Source organism: Ruegeria sp. CH6 (assembly GCF_056537005.1).
The window spans coordinates 89,504-104,557 of the sequence record NZ_JBQFQS010000006.1 but is presented as its reverse complement, the minus strand read 5'-3'; the positions used below and the strand labels follow the sequence as shown (position 1 = coordinate 104,557).

Genomic DNA, 15,054 nt, shown 5'->3' with positions numbered 1-15,054 from the left:
ACTCTCCTGCCTGTTTTGGCAGAGGTGTCACCGATCAAACTGTCCTGTGATTTACTCGAAACTTACAATGTTGCTTGAGCTGGAAAACGGATCGTGACGGTCAGACCGTGACCATTTGGTCCGTCCGACAACGACAGTTCCGCCTCATGAAGCTCCGCAATGGCTTGAACCAGGGACAAGCCCAGACCGAGCCCTTCGCCCTGACGGTCCGCTTCCAATTGATAGAGCGGTTGGAGAACACGTTCACGTTCTGCAAAGGGAATTCCGGGCCCTTCGTCGCTAACCGAGAGCAGAGCTTGATGGCACCGCAAGATGATCTTCTGACCTGCGGGTCCATAACGGAGCGCGTTTTGGATCAAGTTGGCCAAAAGCTGCATCAGTAGATCCGGATCACCATGCACCTGCGCAGGTGCCGCTTTTTCGACCACGAGTTCATGGCCAGCTTCCTCAACAACAGGGTTGAACGTCTCCAGCACCCGATCAAACAGCTCATCCAAAGAGACCGGTTTAAAATCTGCGCGCCCTGCTCCACTTTCGATGCGGGATAATCGAAGCAAAGCCTCAAACGTCCCCGTAATCTGGTCAATCTGATCCAATGCTTCCCCAAGATCGCGTTCTGTGACGGGGCGGCCATTCTCGACCAGTTTGCTCAAAGAGGTCTCGATCTCTGCCCGCAGTCTTGCCAACGGCGTACGCAGGTCATGCGCAATGTTTGAGGACTGCACGCGCATGTCCGCCATTGCCTGCTCAAGCCGTGCAGTCGTCGAGTTGATGCGACCTGCGACTAGACTAAGGTCATCGTTCCCCTCCAGAACAATGCGTTTGTCCAACTGCCCACGGGCAACGTCCGCCAAACCACCAGTGATGATGTTCAATCGCTTTTGCGCCCGCAACGCCATCCATACGGCTGCCAAGCCAGCGGCAAGAAGACTGCCCAAAAGGCTGATCTGCATCCCTGCCGCCAGAATATGACGAAGTTCTTCTTGCCGCTCAGTGTTTTCACCCAACAAGATCACGCCTTGAGGGGTTTGGCGCTGAAGATAGCGCGTTTCGGCACCCTGTTCTGGGTCTGTCCAGAATCCGAGGCGCTCAGTATCCTCTATCAAACGAGCGCTTTCGCCATCATCAGGAGTGGGTAAGGCTTCGCCGGCTGCCAAGGCCGTGACCGCAATCTCCATCCGATTGCTTAGCCTTGCGTCCACCGTCCGCCCCATTTCGCGTTGAACCAGCCAGTAGGTTCCCCCCCACGCAGCGATTGAGATCATCGAAAAAAGTGTCAGCAACACCAGAGCCTGCCGTATCGCCGACAGGCGAAACAAAGAGCTAAACCTGTTCAAAAACATAACCTGTGCCGCGAATGTTGCGGATTACCGTGTCGCCAAAAGGCTTTTCGATCTTTCCACGCAAGCGGCTGATATGGGTTTCGACAACGCTCGTCGTGGGATCAAAATTCATGTCCCATACTTTTTCAAGCAACATGGTACGCGTCTGTACGCGGCCATTTGAGCGCAAGAATACCTCAAGCAACAGGAACTCCTTGGGGTTCAGGTCCACCGGCATACCCTGACGCACACAGGTGCGTTTGTGCAGGTCGATAGTAATATCCCCGGCAGTGAGCTCGGAAGCGGTCTCTTCAGAGGCACCGGGGCGCCGACCTAGGCCCTCGACCCGTGCCAGAAGTTCACTGAAGGCGAACGGTTTGGCCAAGTAGTCTTCGCCCCCGGCCCGCAGACCCTCGACCCGATCGTCCACTTCGCTCAACGCCGTCAGAAATATAGCTGGCGCAGTCACTTTGGCGTGCCGCAATGCCTTGAGGACGGACAAACCATCCAAACCGGGCACCATACGATCCAGTACCAATACGTCATAGCTCTGATCTATCGCGGCAAAGAGCGCATCCTTGCCATCCGTGAACAGATCGACCACATGGCCCGCCTCGCGCAGTCCCTGTTCCACCCAAGGGCCAAGCTTAGGATCATCTTCAAGTACCAGAAGCCGCATCGGTCATCTCCCTTCGTCCGGCCATCCAGTTTCGCGCCGCCTCAAGAGCAGGTCTGCCGATGTATATGAGATCCGTCAATCCGTAGGCACCTCTGAAGTCAAAGCGCTCGCTGTGGACGCGGCCGGTTTTGCCGAGCATCTCCCACGCGGTCGTGACCATCAATTTCAGTCCTTCTGGGCCGCATAGATAGACCTGTGACTCTGCCTGCATGTCGCGCATGATCTGCGTCAGAAGCGCTGGTGTCAGCTTATCCCCTTCGATATCGCTGAGGACATAGAGGTCAACTTGCGGCAGTCGGGCAGCGTGATGTTCGACGTCAGCCATTGCTCCGGCCGACTCTCTGGATCTAATGCAGTAAATCAGGCTCACTCGAGCGCTGCTGTCAGGCTCCATGCGCTCCAACGCCGCCAGAAATGGCGTAATTCCAACCCCGCCCGCGACCCAAAGCTGTTCTGTACGCTTCGCTCGAACCTGCGGCAGAAAACGCCCAACACCGCGCCCGAGACGGAATTGGTCGCCTGCGGTGACGGTGTTGACGAACTCATCGGTCCAGTCCCCGGCAGCGCGGATCACGAAACGGCGTGAGGTTTCGTCGCCGCCAGCAATTGTGAAGGGGTGAGGTTCGGCGCGAGCCCTATTGTGGGCGATCGTTGCGAACTGTCCGGGCCGAAACGCGGGCAGCGGGTTGTCAGCGCGAAACGTTACATCCACACCACCCTCAAAGGGAGTTGCGTTTTCGACGGTCACTAGTCGCGTCAACTCAAACTTGCGTAACAGGGTTTGGCCCCAGGCAAGCAAGCCAACAGCCGAGACCACAGCCATCAACGTCCAGGGTGCAACACCGACCGCAAGAGGGCTCGCAACAAAGAACGTGTGATACGCTGCCAACAGAAAAACCAGTCCCATCAACATATGGCTGACCTTCCACAAGTGATAGGGGATCGCCCGCACCATCGCAGCGCACGTCAGCAGAAGCAAACCCATCGCAGCATACCAACCCACGCTTTCACCACTTTCCGCCAATAGTGGCACCACCCCTGAACCAAAGGTCTCTGCTGTCGCCCAATGCCCGAGCGCACCAGCCAGGGCAAAGAAACCCAGCCATCTATGTGCACCATACGATTTGTCCGGCCCGCCCATAACGCGATCAACGACCCGCCACCGCGCCGCCAAAATTAGCGACAGGGCCATTGAACTCATCGATAACGCTCCGAGACTGGCAGGAAAAAAACTGGCGAATGGCACAAATGGGCCAACAAGAACAAAGTGCGCCAATACGAACGTGGCAGCAAGGATCAGAGTTATTGGGGACATTGGGAATACCGCTTTGATTTTTGGATATTCAGTTAGAAGGTTGAAGCACTTTGAGGTTTGCGTCTTCGACCTGCTTGCCAATCGCCAACAAAGCCCCAACCGAAATCAGAAATAGCCCAAGTGCAAAGACCGACATCATCAGCCCGAAGAGTACAACGAATGGGACGAGGAACATCGCACTGAGAATGCTGAAAACTCTGGGGTAGAAGGCTATTAGGGAACTCATATCTTGTCCTTTCGTCTATCTGAAAGGAAGTGATGTTTGAGCCTTAAATCCAACTCACCGCTGATATACAGTTTTGTAAGAATTGCTCTGCCTGAACGGCTGGCCCTGTAAAGCAACTCCGATGCCGTTCATAGTATGCTGACCATTTCCCCTTCCGTACAATCGGGATCGAGCAACATTAGGCGTGTAAACAGACCGACGAATTGTAGACGTTTGTGTACTTTGCTCTGTCGGTTGCTTTGGGTGCAAAGCCGCCGTTCTCTGCAGTGCGCTTTGACTGATACTTCGAGCCTTGAGCGGACTTTCATCGATGGTCTGAGCATTGCAACTGCAGCAAATCGCGAACGGCCCAACGCCGCCATTCGAATTTGTATCACAATGCTGCTGGTGCAAATCAGTTTTGTCCAACGGCACTAGGGATGTGCGGGAGGGTTAAGGAACAAACCCCTTGGGTACACCAAATTTCGGTGAATTCACGCTGAACCCCGTCAAGGAGTGCATGAAAGAAATTAGGTTTTGAACTTCCGGCTCTGTAAGTTGGATCGGATCAATGTCGATCTTACTGATCTGACGATCCATCTCGAAACGGTCTTCCCAAACCAAAAAATCAGCTTTCTCTAACCATGGAACGCTTGGCAACGCGGCCATTTGAGGTTTCCAATTCTCTAGGCTTGAGTGAGGATCTAAGTGATGGCGAATGATGCTTTCCAAATCGGGAAAGGCACCATTGTGACCGTAAGGTGCGGTCAGGGCCACGTTGCGCAGCATAGGCGTGCGGAACCTATAGGCATCTTCCAGACGATCGCTTTCACCCATGCGTCCGACATCACGGGCATACGGATCCCATTGCCGGGTTCGACCCGGACCGAAAGGTGGCACGCCCAAGGCGTGAAATCTCTGATCCGTCAACAACGGGCCGGAATGGCAAGAGGAGCATTGAGCCTTTCCATAAAACAGATCCATGCCACTTTTCTGGGCAGCCGTCAGGGCTTTGGTGTTACCAGCCAGATATTGATCGAACGGACTATCCGTGCTGCGCCATTCGATTGCCATGAAGGCTGCCAGCGCGTTTGCGATCTGGGTAATGGTGATTTCTTCGGCAGTCTCAACTTCATCAAAGGCAGCAACCATCGCAGGACCGTAGTACGGGCTGGTACGGACGCGTTTCGCCAAAATCGGCCAACCTTTGTCGATGCGATCATGCACAGCCCCTGTCACTTGGTTTTCGGCAACGTTGCCTGCCATTTCGAACTGCGAAGTCAGTGGAAACAAAGCCTGAGCAGCTAGTAGGGAGTTCAGCCCGTCGGGCAACCATTCCTGTGCAGGGGAATTAAAGCCATTGCCGTAAACATCTGAGATACTGAGGCGACCGTCATGGAAAATTGTATGGATGTCTTTGGCTCCAAGGTTCCACAAACCCGAAGAATTGCGGGGTATGCGTTTGCGGATTTTATCAGGGCCGGTTCCCGGTGTGCGGTCAGGCCCCAGACCTTCCCCACCTTCTCCAATCCCCAGCGATAACCCATCCGAAGTGCCTAAATCCGGATGGTGGCAATGTGCGCAAGATATGTTCTGATTGCCCGACAGGATCGGGTCGTAAAACAGTTGATGACCGATGGCGGCCTGTTCCATATCAAAGGACAGGAAATCGTCATCTGTCAGCGGTCGTGGCAACTCCTGTGCCATTGCCGTCCCGGCCCAGAAGAGAGCAGCTACCCCATGCGCCAGTTTGTTTTTGCCCTTTGTCTTCTTGCGACCCCGGCGCTGGCCGATCTGGAACAGGCCCGTGACATGATGGAGGCCGGTGAGTTTGGAGCCGCGCGTGAGGAACTGTTGCCAGCAGCGCGCTCGGGCAACGCTGAGGCCGAGGAACTGATCGGCGTAATGTACGGTCTCGGACTTGGAGTTGAGCAGGACTATGAAAGAGCGTTTGAGTGGTATCTGCGTGCCTCGATGAAGGGGCATCCCGGGGCGCAATCCGGCGTCGGCTGGTATTATGAACTGGGCCTTGGCATGCCCGCGCCTGATTTGGTGCGGGCTTACATGTGGTACACGCTCAGCGCCATTGGCGGCGATCCCGACGCGGCGATCAGCCTTGAGGAAGTGGTCAAGAAAATGTCGCCGGAGCAGATTGAAAGGGCGCATGTTCTGGTCAACGACTACAAAGGGTGGATGTACCCGTTTCGGTGAAAGGGCCGGGCCACAAGGCCCGACCCACAATTGATTAGTTCAGGTCCGCATCGCGCGACGCATTGATCTCGCCTTCCGCAATCGAAACGGCTTCGGTCAGCGCGGCAAAAATCTCATCACCGCGAGCCACGTTGGACTGGAACCATTCGTAAACAGGTGTAGCCGCATCTTTGAACGCGGCTTTCTGATCGGGTGTCGGGACGTAGAGGTCACCACCGCCCGCGACGAAATCTTCATAAGCCTGGATCGACTTGCGCTTGGGCGAGGCAAAAGTGGCCTGCTGCAGCGCATAGAAACCGTCGACGACCACGCGGCGCAGATCCTCGGGCATCTCTTGGAACTTGGCGTTATTCATCCACCACAGCGCACCCATATAGGCGTGGCCGTCCAGTGTGACGTATTGCAGGCCCGCATCCGGGAACTTCATGCCCATGATGTCAGTGATGCCGTTCTTGGACCCTTCAACAACGCCGGTCTGGAAGCTGGTGAACAGCTCAGGCCACGGGATCGGGGTCGGTGACGCGCCAAGAGCCTTGACCAGTTCCTGCGGCAGGTCGGCGACCACGGTGCGGATCTTCAATCCTTCCATGTCGGCGGGTTCGGCAATGCGGCGTTGTGTGTTCGCGAAATTGCGCCAGCCGCCCGTGTTGCCGATGGTCATCAGGCGGATCGCACCGCCGGAATCCTCCAACGCCATGTCGCGCATTGTGCGCGTGAAATCGCCAGACAAAACACGCTCGGCCACACGGTCATCGGCCATCAAGTAGGGCAGGTCGAGGACTTGAACGTAAGGGAAGATGCCCGAAGCGCCGCCAGAGGTAGAGATGTAGATGTCGATAGTGCCATCAGCCACACCTTGCAGGCATTCCGCGCCGTTCGAACACAGTTGCGTGCCGATGAACAACTCGACTTCGATCGCACCGTTCGAGGCCGCTTCGACGTAATTTTTGAAGACGATCAGGCCGTCATAATCTTCGTCGTTTTCATTCGAATTGGCCGTAGCGCGCAAAGTGTAATCAGCCGCTGTCGCCGTGATGGCGGATGCAGCCAGCAGCGACGTCGTCACCGCTGCGGTTCTGAAGAATTCTCTGAGCATGCGTTTCCTCCCTGTGATACTCAGTTCAGTTTGCAAATCCCGTTATTCTCGGGATCGTCATGGATAGTTCGGGAATATAGGTGATCAAAAAGATCACGATGATTTCGACGGCCAGAAACGGCAGGATTGCCTTGGCAATGGTTTCGACCCGTTCGCGCGATACGGCGGCGGCCACGAACAGCACCAGCCCCATCGGCGGTGTGGCCAGACCGACGGTCAGATTGACGCTCATGATAATGGCGAAATGGATTGGGTCGACGCCGAGGCTCGTAAAGATAGGGCCCAGGATCGGACCAAGAATGATGATCGCAGGGCCTGCATCCAGGAACATGCCGACGATGAACAGCAGCAGGTTGATCAGGAACAGCAGGATCAGCGGATTCTCCGACAGGCTGAGGATCAACGAGGCGAGTTGTTCCGGCGCGTGGCTGAGGCTGACCACAGTCTTGAACGCCATCGCTGCACCAACCAGCAACAGCACGACGGCCGAGGTCATGCCCGCATTGCTGAGAACCTCGGGCACTTCTTTCAGACTCAGGGTGCGCAGAACAAAGAAGCCAATGATGAAGGCATACCCCACGGCAACGGCGGCGGCTTCGGTCGGAGTGAAGATACCGCCTAGAATTCCGCCCAGAATGATGACTGGGGTCATTAGCGGAAAGAACGCCTTGAGGCTGGCCTGACGACGCTCGGGCCAGGTGTATTTGCGGCTGGCGACCGGGAAATCATAACGGTCGGCCATGACCTTGATCATCAGCATCAGGCCGACGCCAACCATCACTCCGGGGACGATACCAGCAAGGAACAAAGCAGCCACGCTTTCGCCCATTACGTAGGCATAGATGATCATGATGCCCGAAGGCGGAATGATCGGCCCGATCACGGAACTCGCCGCTGTAATCGCCGCCGCGAATTTGCGGGTATAGCCCTGTTTCTCCATTGCCGGGATCAGCATCGACCCAAGCGCCGAAGTGTCCGCCACGGCAGACCCCGAAAGGCCCGCGAACAAAATTGAGCTCAGTACATTCACATGCGCAAGCCCACCGCGCAAATGCCCCATCAAAGCCTGTGAAAACTCGACCAGACGGATAGTGATGCCGCCGCGATTCATCAGCTCTCCGGCCAGCATGAAGAAAGGGATCGCCATCAGTGGAAAACTGTCCATGCCATTGTAGACATTGCGATAAAGCAGCGTGATGTCATTCGTCTGACCGTTGAGCCAAAGCAGAATGCCGGGCGCGGCCAGCAGAGCGAAAAAGACCGGCAGGCCGATCAGCAGGAAAACAAGGAAAGTGGGCAGGAACCAGATCAGCATTTATTCGGCCCCCACCGCGGCATCCGGGATTTCCGGCAACAGGTGACCACCGCCAATAAGCGTGATGAAGGACCGCAGTATGAGTTCGATATTCACCGAGATCAGCAATACGATCCCAACAAGCAGCGACGCCATCATCCAACTGCGCGGAATGCGGAACCATTCGTCAAAACTGAAAGATGTCGGCAGGTACAAAGCAGCAGTTGCGAACTTTCCACCAAAGCCAGTGACTTCGGACCAGCCGATTTTCACTGCAACCAACAACACAGCCAACGAGATGGCGAACAGGAACAAGTTTAGCAGCTGACCAATGGTGCGAGGCAGCAGACGTCCCAGCATATCTATGGCCACAAACCCGCCGCGCCGAAACGCGGTCGGCGCCATCAAACCGGTCATCCATAGCATGCAGAACCGCGCGGCCTCATCCGGCCAGGGCAAAGCGTTGCTAAGCACGTATCGGAAGAAAACCTGAATCAGGATTGCGATCACCATGAGCACAATCGCAACAACGCCAACCGCGCGGCCCAATCGCAGCACGGTTTCGTTTACGAATGCAATCGGTGCCAGCACCGACGTCAATCCGCCCATGCGGATCCTCCCATTGTCAGCCGCGAGTTGGCCCCGCAGTCGTCATATTGCGCTTAGTGATGCGCAAATTGGCCGAGCTTTCCGGCATAAAAGGTCAGCGCGTCTCCATCCGCCATGCTGACCTTCAGCACTTTGCCCACCACGATCACGTGATCGCCTGCATCGTGATAAGCGTGCTGCTCGCATTCGAACCGGGCAAGGCTGCCCGGCAGTAAAGGGGTGCCGTTTTCACAGCGGTCATGTTCGATCTTGCGCAGTGCATGAGCGTCCTTTGAGCAACCAAAACACAGCTCGGCCTGTTGGGCTGACAGAACATGCACGCTGAAATGGCGTGCCGTGTGGAAATAACGAAACCGGCGCGAATTGCGGTCACCGGCCCACATGACCAACGGCGGATCGAGCGACAGGGACGAGAAACTGTTGGCGGTGATACAGATCGGCCCATCTTCGCTGTCGCAGGTCACGACGGTGACGCCGGTGGCAAAACGGCCAAAGGCATCGCGCAGGGTTCGAGTGTCGTCCTTGTGCGGCACGAATGTGTGGGTCATGTCGCGTGAGATTGCATTCATCATGGCACCTCATGTCCCAGCGCCGCCTCATACAGACGATACCAGCTTTCACGGTCCAGTTTGACTTTGAGCGCGTCCGAGGCGCGTGTGATCCGGTTCAGATTGTTTGTACCCAGAACCGGCAGAATGTTGGCCGGATGGGCAAGCAGAAAGGCAATCGCAACAGCGGCTCGATCGACGCCGAATTCCTCCGCAATCTCATCCGCAACGACACCGACCGGCGGATTTCCGGCCATCAGCAAACCGCCGCCCAATGGGGACCACGCCATCAACGGATGGCCATGTTGTTGGTGAAAGGCTAGGTCGCCATTGGTGAAAGGGCTAATCTCACCCAGCGAAATCTCGATCTGGTTCGTGACCAGCTGCGTTTTCATGGCCGATTGCAGCAGGGACCAATCCCAAGGACGGAAATTGGACACGCCAACCGCGCCGACCTTGCCACTGGCGACGACCTCGTCCAATGTCGCACCCGTTTCATGGTGGTCCATGAACGGATCAGGGCGGTGGATCAGTAGCAGATCGATATGGTCGATCGCCATTCCGGTCAGAGAGGTATCGACCGACTTCAGGATATGCGCCCGTGACGTGTCGTAGTACTTAACCTTTGCATGCGAATACCGCCCGCAAGGCGCCACGATATCGCATTTGGTGACAATCTCCATCTTCTGGCGCAGTGCAGGATTTTCGCGCAGGGCAGCACCCAAAACGGCCTCGGCATTGTAGTCGCCGTAGATATCGGCCTGATCGAAGGTGGTGATACCCTGATCCAGACAGGCCTGGATCTTTGCCTCGACATGGGCTGCCGAGGTATCGCTGTCGTCGCCCAGGCGCCACATGCCATAAACAAGGCGGCTCATTTCCAGCGTGTCAGACAGTTTCACACGTTGCATCAGCGGCGAACTCCGTTGCCCAGTGGAGTGGCTGGGGTGGTTGCAGGCACGCGCCCATAAGCTTCGGGCAGCGAGCAGGTTTTCAGATTGGGCATCACTCGGGCGCCGAAATGTTTTGCTTCGTCCAGGTGCGGGTAGCCCGAGAAGATGAAGGCTCGGATGCCCATCTTCTGATACTCTTCGATCTTGGACATAACCTGATCGGTCGACCCGACCAGCGCGGCACCACAGCCCGAGCGCGCACGACCAACGCCTGTCCACAAACCAGGTTCGACATAGCCATACTCGTCTGCCAGATCCCGGTTCTTCGCCTGATGCGCGACGCCCAGAGAGGTCGCGTCCAAAGCGCGTTCGCGGATGGCGCGACCGTATTCATCATCCAGTTTGGAAACGATGTAATCCGCGTATTCCTGAGCTTCGGCCTCAGTATCGCGAACGATCATGTGCACGCGCAGTCCGTAATCCAGCGTCCGGTTGTAGTTCTCGGCCACCGCGTGAACGGCCTTCATCCGCTCAGCCAGTTGATCCTTGGTCTCGGGCCACATCAGGTAAACGTCGCAATGTTCGCCGCACAGGTCCAAAGCGGACGGAGAATAGCCCCCGAAATAAAGTAGCGGGCCGCCAGTCTGATAGGGTTTCGCCGGATCGGTCGTCAGACCCGAAAAGTTGTAGACCTCACCAGCATGGTTGATCTCATCCTGTGTCCACGCCTGTTTCAGAATCTCGACCACTTCGCGCGAACGCTGGTAGCGGAACGCACTGTCGGCTTTCTCACCAGGGAAATCAGACGAGATGATGTTGACGGTTAGCCTGCCCTTCAGCATGTGATCCAGCGTAGCGATGGTGCGGGCCAGCATGATCGGCTGCATCTCGCCACAACGCACAGCGGCTAGCAGGTTGATCTTTTCAGTGATTGGCGCACATCCCGCCACAAAGCTCAGCGTGTCCTGACCAACCTGATACGAAGACGGGCACAGGATATTGCGAAATCCTTGCGCCTCGGCCTCTCTCACGATGCCGGAACAATGCTCCCAGCTCGACCGCAGGTCACCATCAGGCACACCCAGAAACTGATAATCATCTGAACACAGCGCCGCGAACCAAGACACCTCAACCGCTTCCAGATCGGGCGATGTGATTGGGACGATGGTCATCTGAGTCGCTCTCCACGTCGGTTTCGCTTTTCCTCTTGCGTAGCAATCGCTTTGATGTAGATCAATAGTGTATCAATTTTTCCTGCGACCGAGTGAAGCGCCCCACATGAACGCATCCGACAGAAATCCGAACGCACTGCCGGTTTACATCCAGATCGCAGAACTGCTGATCCGCGATATCGCAGCGGGCCGCCTGATTGATGGTGAACGATTGTCGCCTGAGCGTGAGATGGCAGCGGAGTTGAAAGTCTCGGTTGGGACGTTGCGAAAATCGCTCGCTGAGCTGGAAAAAAAAGGGATGCTGGAGCGTATTCAAGGTTCGGGCAACTATATTCGCGAGACCGGAACACAGGACAGCGTCTACGCGATGTTCAGGCTTGAGTTACCTGAAGGGGGTGGACTGCCGCGAGCGGATATTCTGTCGGTTGATCATTTGAAGAAGCCGGCCGATCTGCCAAGTTTCGGAGCTTCTGATGCAGGCTCAAGGGTGCGCCGGATGCGCTACCTGAATGATACAATTATTGCGGTCGAGGAAATCTGGCTCGACGAATCAGCGGGATTGATCGACCGGAGCCTGCTTTCCGACTCTCTCTACCGCTACTATCAGCGCCAATTGGGGTTTTGGATCGCAAGGGCCGAAGACAGGGTTTCAGTCCAACCATTACCGGATTGGACGCCGCCCAATTTCACTAAACAGGCGGGCGACGCAGCCGGCTATATCGAACGTTTCAGCTGGTCGGAAAGCGCCGAACCCGTTGAGTTCTCGAAAACATGGTTCGATCCGGATCGGGCCAACTACGTCCAACGTCTAAAGTAAAAGGAAGCACGCATGACCCGGACCATCAATTACGGGCTGATTGGATGCGGCATGATGGGGCAAGAGCACCTTCACAATATCGACTTGCTGGAAGGTACTCGTGTAACGGCAATATTTGAACCTGATCCAGAGATGGCCGCTGCGGCAGCGAAGATTGCGCCGACCGCAATCATGGTAGGTTCGGTGCAGGAGCTTCTGACGGTTAAAGAACTCGATTGTATCGTCATTGCCAGCCCGAACCATCTGCATGTGGATCAGATCTGCGAAGTTGCTAACACGCGCCCGCTGCCGTTGCTGGTAGAGAAACCTCTGTTTACAGATTCAAGGGATTTGGATCGGCTGGAGCAGGTACAGCACGATTACCCGTGCCCGATCTGGGTTGCAATGGAATACCGGTATATGCCTCCCATTGCAGCTCTGATCGAAAAGGCTGAGGCGACGGGTGGTGTAAAGATGCTATCAATCCGCGAACATCGTTTTCCATTTCTTGAAAAGGTCGGGCACTGGAATCGATTCAACCGCAATACCGGTGGCACTTTTGTTGAAAAATGCTGCCACTTCTTCGATCTCATGCGCTTGATATTGAAATCTGACCCGGTGCGTATCACCGCTAGCGGGGGGCAGGCCGTCAACCATCTGGACGAGAGTTACGACGGCGAAACTCCGGACATTCTCGACCACGGCTATGTTATTGCCGAGTTTGCTTCGGGTACACGCGCGATGCTGGAACTTTGCATGTTCGCAGAAGGATCTCGCTATCAAGAAGAAATATCGGCTGTTGGGCCGGACGCCAAAATCGAAGCGCTTGTACCCGGACCCGGACGCTTCTGGCCGGATCACCTGGGAGACGCACCAACACCAAAGGTAATCGTTAGTCCACGCAATCCAAAAGGGCCTGTGTCAGTGGACGTTCCAGTGGAGCCCGGCCTGCTGGCAGCCGGGGATCACAACGGGTCAACCTATTATCAGCATGAGGGCTTTCTGGCTTTGCTTCGTGGCGAAAAGGCCAAGCCGGACGTGAATTTAGAAGACGGTCTCTGGGCCGTTAGAATGGGGCAAGCTGCGCAACAGGCGATAGATACCGGTGAAACGGTATATCTGAACGATTGATTGGAATTGGAGCCCGAGGCTTTCTTAAATCACGATTGCCCCAGACATTTTTTGTCAGAGCTGATCTCATACGGAACTCGTGCTTAGACTGCTGACGCGGTGGTCAACGTTTGAGTTCAGTCAGTTCTTTGGGCAAAGTTCGTCGGGAAATCTCACCCCGTCGACTTATTGCAATAAGTCTGCGGTCAGTGGTTTGGATTGAGCAAGATCGCTGCGGCAAACACGAGCGGCTGCTTTTATGGCAGTATCGCGACAATACCATTTCTGCACATGCAGCAGTAATTGTACTATTTGGAAGCGCAAAACAAACCTCAGTGATCGGGATAGCTTGTTCGCTACCATCGGCGCAGCGCAGTGGTCAGCGAGGGCCTGCCTTTTCAACATCGCACCCTTCGGGCCAGCATAGGTGCTTTCACTGCCAACGGTGTATAGATTGTCTGTGCGCCAACACATTGCGAGAGAACCGTGTCCGAGATTGATCACCTGAACCATTGGTTGATTTCCAAAGGTCGATTGCTTGGCGACGAGGTAAAAATCGTCAAAAGTTATTGCGAAGGCCTAGAGAAGCTTGGCGTACCGTTGAGCCGTGCACGGATTGCTCAGAATTACTCCAACCCACTGCTGAGCGCATGGGGGATCATCTGGACGCCCGAGGAAACCCACCGCTACACCGTGCCGACCACAGTTCTGTCGACCAGCGCTTGGCACGGCAGTCCTTTTGAGTATGTCGTCACTCAGCGGCGTCCTCTGCGCAAACGCCTGATTGATCTCGATCTCGCGGCTGAACACCCTGTTTATTCCGAGCTTACCCAAGCCGGTGCCACAGACTTTCTGGCCATCCCACTGGAACATGGCAATGGATCGGTTCAGGGCACCAGTTTCACCTCGAATGCGAAAACTGGGTTTTCGGACAAGCACATCAGATACATTGAAGACACGCGCTACGCTCTTGCCGCTGCTTTGGAACCCATCGCAATGCGCCATTCTCAGATGAGTCTTCTTCAAACCTATCTGGGTCGCGGCCCCGCAGAAGAAGTCGGTCAGGGACATATAAAACGAGGCGAACACAAGACGGTTTCCGCAGCGATACTGTTCGCAGACCTCCGTGGCTTTACCGAGAAAGCCTCAACCTGGTCCGTAACCGATTTGCTGAGCATGATGGGTGAGTATTTCGAGATGGTGGTATCGCCCATTCAGGATGCAGACGGCGATGTTCTCAAATTCATGGGGGATGGCATACTTGCAGTATTTAATTCTGACGACGTTCAAGCCTCTTGCAGGTCTGCTGTTCAAGCGGCTCATCAAGCTTTGGCAAATCTGCGCGGTTTTAACGACAAAGCCTCAGAGCAAGGTCGGGAAGCCATAGAATTTGTAATCGGTATTGATTTTGGACAAGTGACCTTCGGCAACATCGGCAGCCCCGACCGATTGGATTTCACCGTCGTCGGTCAGGCAGTAAACGTGGCCAGTCGCGTTCAGGAACTGTGCAAGACTCTGGACGAAGAGATGCTGATAACAAAGAGCGTCGCAAAACACCTGGCGCATAACGTGAAGTCGGTCGGATACCATTCCGTCCGCGGTTTGCGTGATGAGATCGAGATATTCAAAGCCTGAGCAAGATCTTTAAGCCCGGAGCTGCCGTTGGTCTGATTTTGGCGTCTCGCTTACATAGCCGTCACATAGTGCAGAAACCGGGCAATATTTGTGTGGTTCGCCTTGGGCGGTGAAGCGGACAAATGAGCTTTCGCAGCAAAGACATCAATGCCCGCTTCACGATGGCTAA

Annotated in this window: 15 protein-coding genes; 4 read left to right on the top strand and 11 right to left on the bottom strand. The window is 55.5% G+C overall.

Annotated elements, in window-relative coordinates; genetic code table 11:
- Positions 1-62: 62 nt before the first annotated feature.
- The 5 genes from ACR0CW_RS14250 to ACR0CW_RS14230 form a co-directional block, all read right to left on the bottom strand.
- Positions 63-1,286: a sensor histidine kinase gene (locus tag ACR0CW_RS14250; RefSeq protein ID WP_480788289.1), complete on the bottom strand. Its 1,224-nt coding sequence runs from the start codon at positions 1,284-1,286 to the stop codon at positions 63-65.
- A gap of 37 nt (positions 1,287-1,323) precedes the next feature.
- On the bottom strand, positions 1,324-2,001 hold the full coding sequence (locus ACR0CW_RS14245; RefSeq protein WP_480788288.1) for a winged helix-turn-helix domain-containing protein: 678 nt from the start codon (positions 1,999-2,001) through the stop codon (positions 1,324-1,326).
- Positions 1,982-3,316 (bottom strand): ferredoxin reductase family protein, encoded by a 1,335-nt coding sequence (locus tag ACR0CW_RS14240; RefSeq protein ID WP_480788287.1) that lies wholly within the window; start codon positions 3,314-3,316, stop codon positions 1,982-1,984. The genes ACR0CW_RS14245 and ACR0CW_RS14240 overlap by 20 nt, the downstream gene beginning before the upstream one ends.
- Before the next feature lie 28 nt (positions 3,317-3,344).
- A complete protein-coding gene (locus ACR0CW_RS14235) occupies positions 3,345-3,542 on the bottom strand; it encodes a hypothetical protein (protein WP_480788286.1) in 198 nt (65 codons plus the stop codon).
- A gap of 432 nt (positions 3,543-3,974) precedes the next feature.
- Positions 3,975-5,228, bottom strand: coding sequence for a cytochrome-c peroxidase (locus ACR0CW_RS14230; RefSeq protein ID WP_480788285.1), 1,254 nt, complete (start codon positions 5,226-5,228; stop codon positions 3,975-3,977).
- A gap of 33 nt (positions 5,229-5,261) precedes the next feature.
- On the opposite strand from ACR0CW_RS14230, the gene ACR0CW_RS14225 reads away from it, so the two are divergent.
- On the top strand, positions 5,262-5,732 hold the full coding sequence (locus ACR0CW_RS14225) for a tetratricopeptide repeat protein (protein WP_480788284.1): 471 nt from the start codon (positions 5,262-5,264) through the stop codon (positions 5,730-5,732).
- Between the two features lie 34 nt (positions 5,733-5,766).
- Here ACR0CW_RS14225 and ACR0CW_RS14220 read toward each other — a convergent pair whose 3' ends face one another.
- The 6 genes from ACR0CW_RS14220 to ACR0CW_RS14195 are packed head-to-tail and all read right to left on the bottom strand — an operon-like array spanning position 5,767 to position 11,344.
- Complete coding sequence (locus tag ACR0CW_RS14220; RefSeq protein WP_480788283.1) at positions 5,767-6,828, bottom strand: TRAP transporter substrate-binding protein; 1,062 nt, start codon at positions 6,826-6,828, stop codon at positions 5,767-5,769.
- 25 nt (positions 6,829-6,853) lie between these two features.
- Positions 6,854-8,143 carry a TRAP transporter large permease gene (locus ACR0CW_RS14215; RefSeq protein WP_155149384.1) on the bottom strand — a complete coding sequence of 430 codons (1,290 nt, stop codon included), beginning with the start codon at positions 8,141-8,143 and terminating at the stop codon, positions 6,854-6,856.
- Positions 8,144-8,731, bottom strand: a complete 588-nt coding sequence (locus ACR0CW_RS14210; RefSeq protein ID WP_480788282.1) for a TRAP transporter small permease — start codon at positions 8,729-8,731, stop codon at positions 8,144-8,146.
- A gap of 53 nt (positions 8,732-8,784) precedes the next feature.
- A complete protein-coding gene (locus ACR0CW_RS14205) occupies positions 8,785-9,300 on the bottom strand; it encodes a flavin reductase family protein (protein WP_480742472.1) in 516 nt (171 codons plus the stop codon).
- On the bottom strand, positions 9,300-10,190 hold the full coding sequence (locus ACR0CW_RS14200; RefSeq protein ID WP_480788281.1) for an aldo/keto reductase: 891 nt from the start codon (positions 10,188-10,190) through the stop codon (positions 9,300-9,302). Before ACR0CW_RS14200 ends, ACR0CW_RS14205 begins: the two co-directional genes overlap by 1 nt.
- Complete coding sequence (locus ACR0CW_RS14195; RefSeq protein WP_480788280.1) at positions 10,190-11,344, bottom strand: LLM class flavin-dependent oxidoreductase; 1,155 nt, start codon at positions 11,342-11,344, stop codon at positions 10,190-10,192. Before ACR0CW_RS14195 ends, ACR0CW_RS14200 begins: the two co-directional genes overlap by 1 nt.
- 106 nt (positions 11,345-11,450) lie before the next feature.
- Here ACR0CW_RS14195 and ACR0CW_RS14190 point away from each other — a divergent pair, with 106 nt between their 5' ends.
- The 3 genes from ACR0CW_RS14190 to ACR0CW_RS14180 all read left to right on the top strand — a co-directional run bounded on the left by ACR0CW_RS14190 (position 11,451) and on the right by ACR0CW_RS14180 (position 14,885).
- Positions 11,451-12,161 (top strand): GntR family transcriptional regulator, encoded by a 711-nt coding sequence (locus ACR0CW_RS14190; RefSeq protein ID WP_155149392.1) that lies wholly within the window; start codon positions 11,451-11,453, stop codon positions 12,159-12,161.
- 12 nt (positions 12,162-12,173) lie between these two features.
- Positions 12,174-13,271: a Gfo/Idh/MocA family protein gene (locus ACR0CW_RS14185; protein ID WP_480788279.1), complete on the top strand. Its 1,098-nt coding sequence runs from the start codon at positions 12,174-12,176 to the stop codon at positions 13,269-13,271.
- Between the two features lie 465 nt (positions 13,272-13,736).
- Entirely contained in the window at positions 13,737-14,885 is a 1,149-nt protein-coding gene (locus tag ACR0CW_RS14180) for an adenylate/guanylate cyclase domain-containing protein (protein WP_480788278.1), read from the top strand.
- Positions 14,886-15,054 lie beyond the last annotated feature (169 nt).

Coding starts and splice junctions, on each gene's coding strand:
- ACR0CW_RS14230 (WP_480788285.1), bottom strand. CDS start 5,228: ATGGCACAGGAGTTGCCACGACCGCTGACAGATGACGATTTCCTGTCC.
- ACR0CW_RS14200 (WP_480788281.1), bottom strand. CDS start 10,190: ATGCAACGTGTGAAACTGTCTGACACGCTGGAAATGAGCCGCCTTGTT.
- ACR0CW_RS14210 (WP_480788282.1), bottom strand. CDS start 8,731: ATGGGCGGATTGACGTCGGTGCTGGCACCGATTGCATTCGTAAACGAA.
- ACR0CW_RS14235 (WP_480788286.1), bottom strand. CDS start 3,542: ATGAGTTCCCTAATAGCCTTCTACCCCAGAGTTTTCAGCATTCTCAGT.
- ACR0CW_RS14190 (WP_155149392.1), top strand. CDS start 11,451: ATGAACGCATCCGACAGAAATCCGAACGCACTGCCGGTTTACATCCAG.
- ACR0CW_RS14215 (WP_155149384.1), bottom strand. CDS start 8,143: ATGCTGATCTGGTTCCTGCCCACTTTCCTTGTTTTCCTGCTGATCGGC.
- ACR0CW_RS14195 (WP_480788280.1), bottom strand. CDS start 11,344: ATGACCATCGTCCCAATCACATCGCCCGATCTGGAAGCGGTTGAGGTG.
- ACR0CW_RS14240 (WP_480788287.1), bottom strand. CDS start 3,316: ATGTCCCCAATAACTCTGATCCTTGCTGCCACGTTCGTATTGGCGCAC.
- ACR0CW_RS14225 (WP_480788284.1), top strand. CDS start 5,262: ATGCGCCAGTTTGTTTTTGCCCTTTGTCTTCTTGCGACCCCGGCGCTG.
- ACR0CW_RS14220 (WP_480788283.1), bottom strand. CDS start 6,828: ATGCTCAGAGAATTCTTCAGAACCGCAGCGGTGACGACGTCGCTGCTG.
- ACR0CW_RS14185 (WP_480788279.1), top strand. CDS start 12,174: ATGACCCGGACCATCAATTACGGGCTGATTGGATGCGGCATGATGGGG.
- ACR0CW_RS14205 (WP_480742472.1), bottom strand. CDS start 9,300: ATGAATGCAATCTCACGCGACATGACCCACACATTCGTGCCGCACAAG.
- ACR0CW_RS14245 (WP_480788288.1), bottom strand. CDS start 2,001: ATGCGGCTTCTGGTACTTGAAGATGATCCTAAGCTTGGCCCTTGGGTG.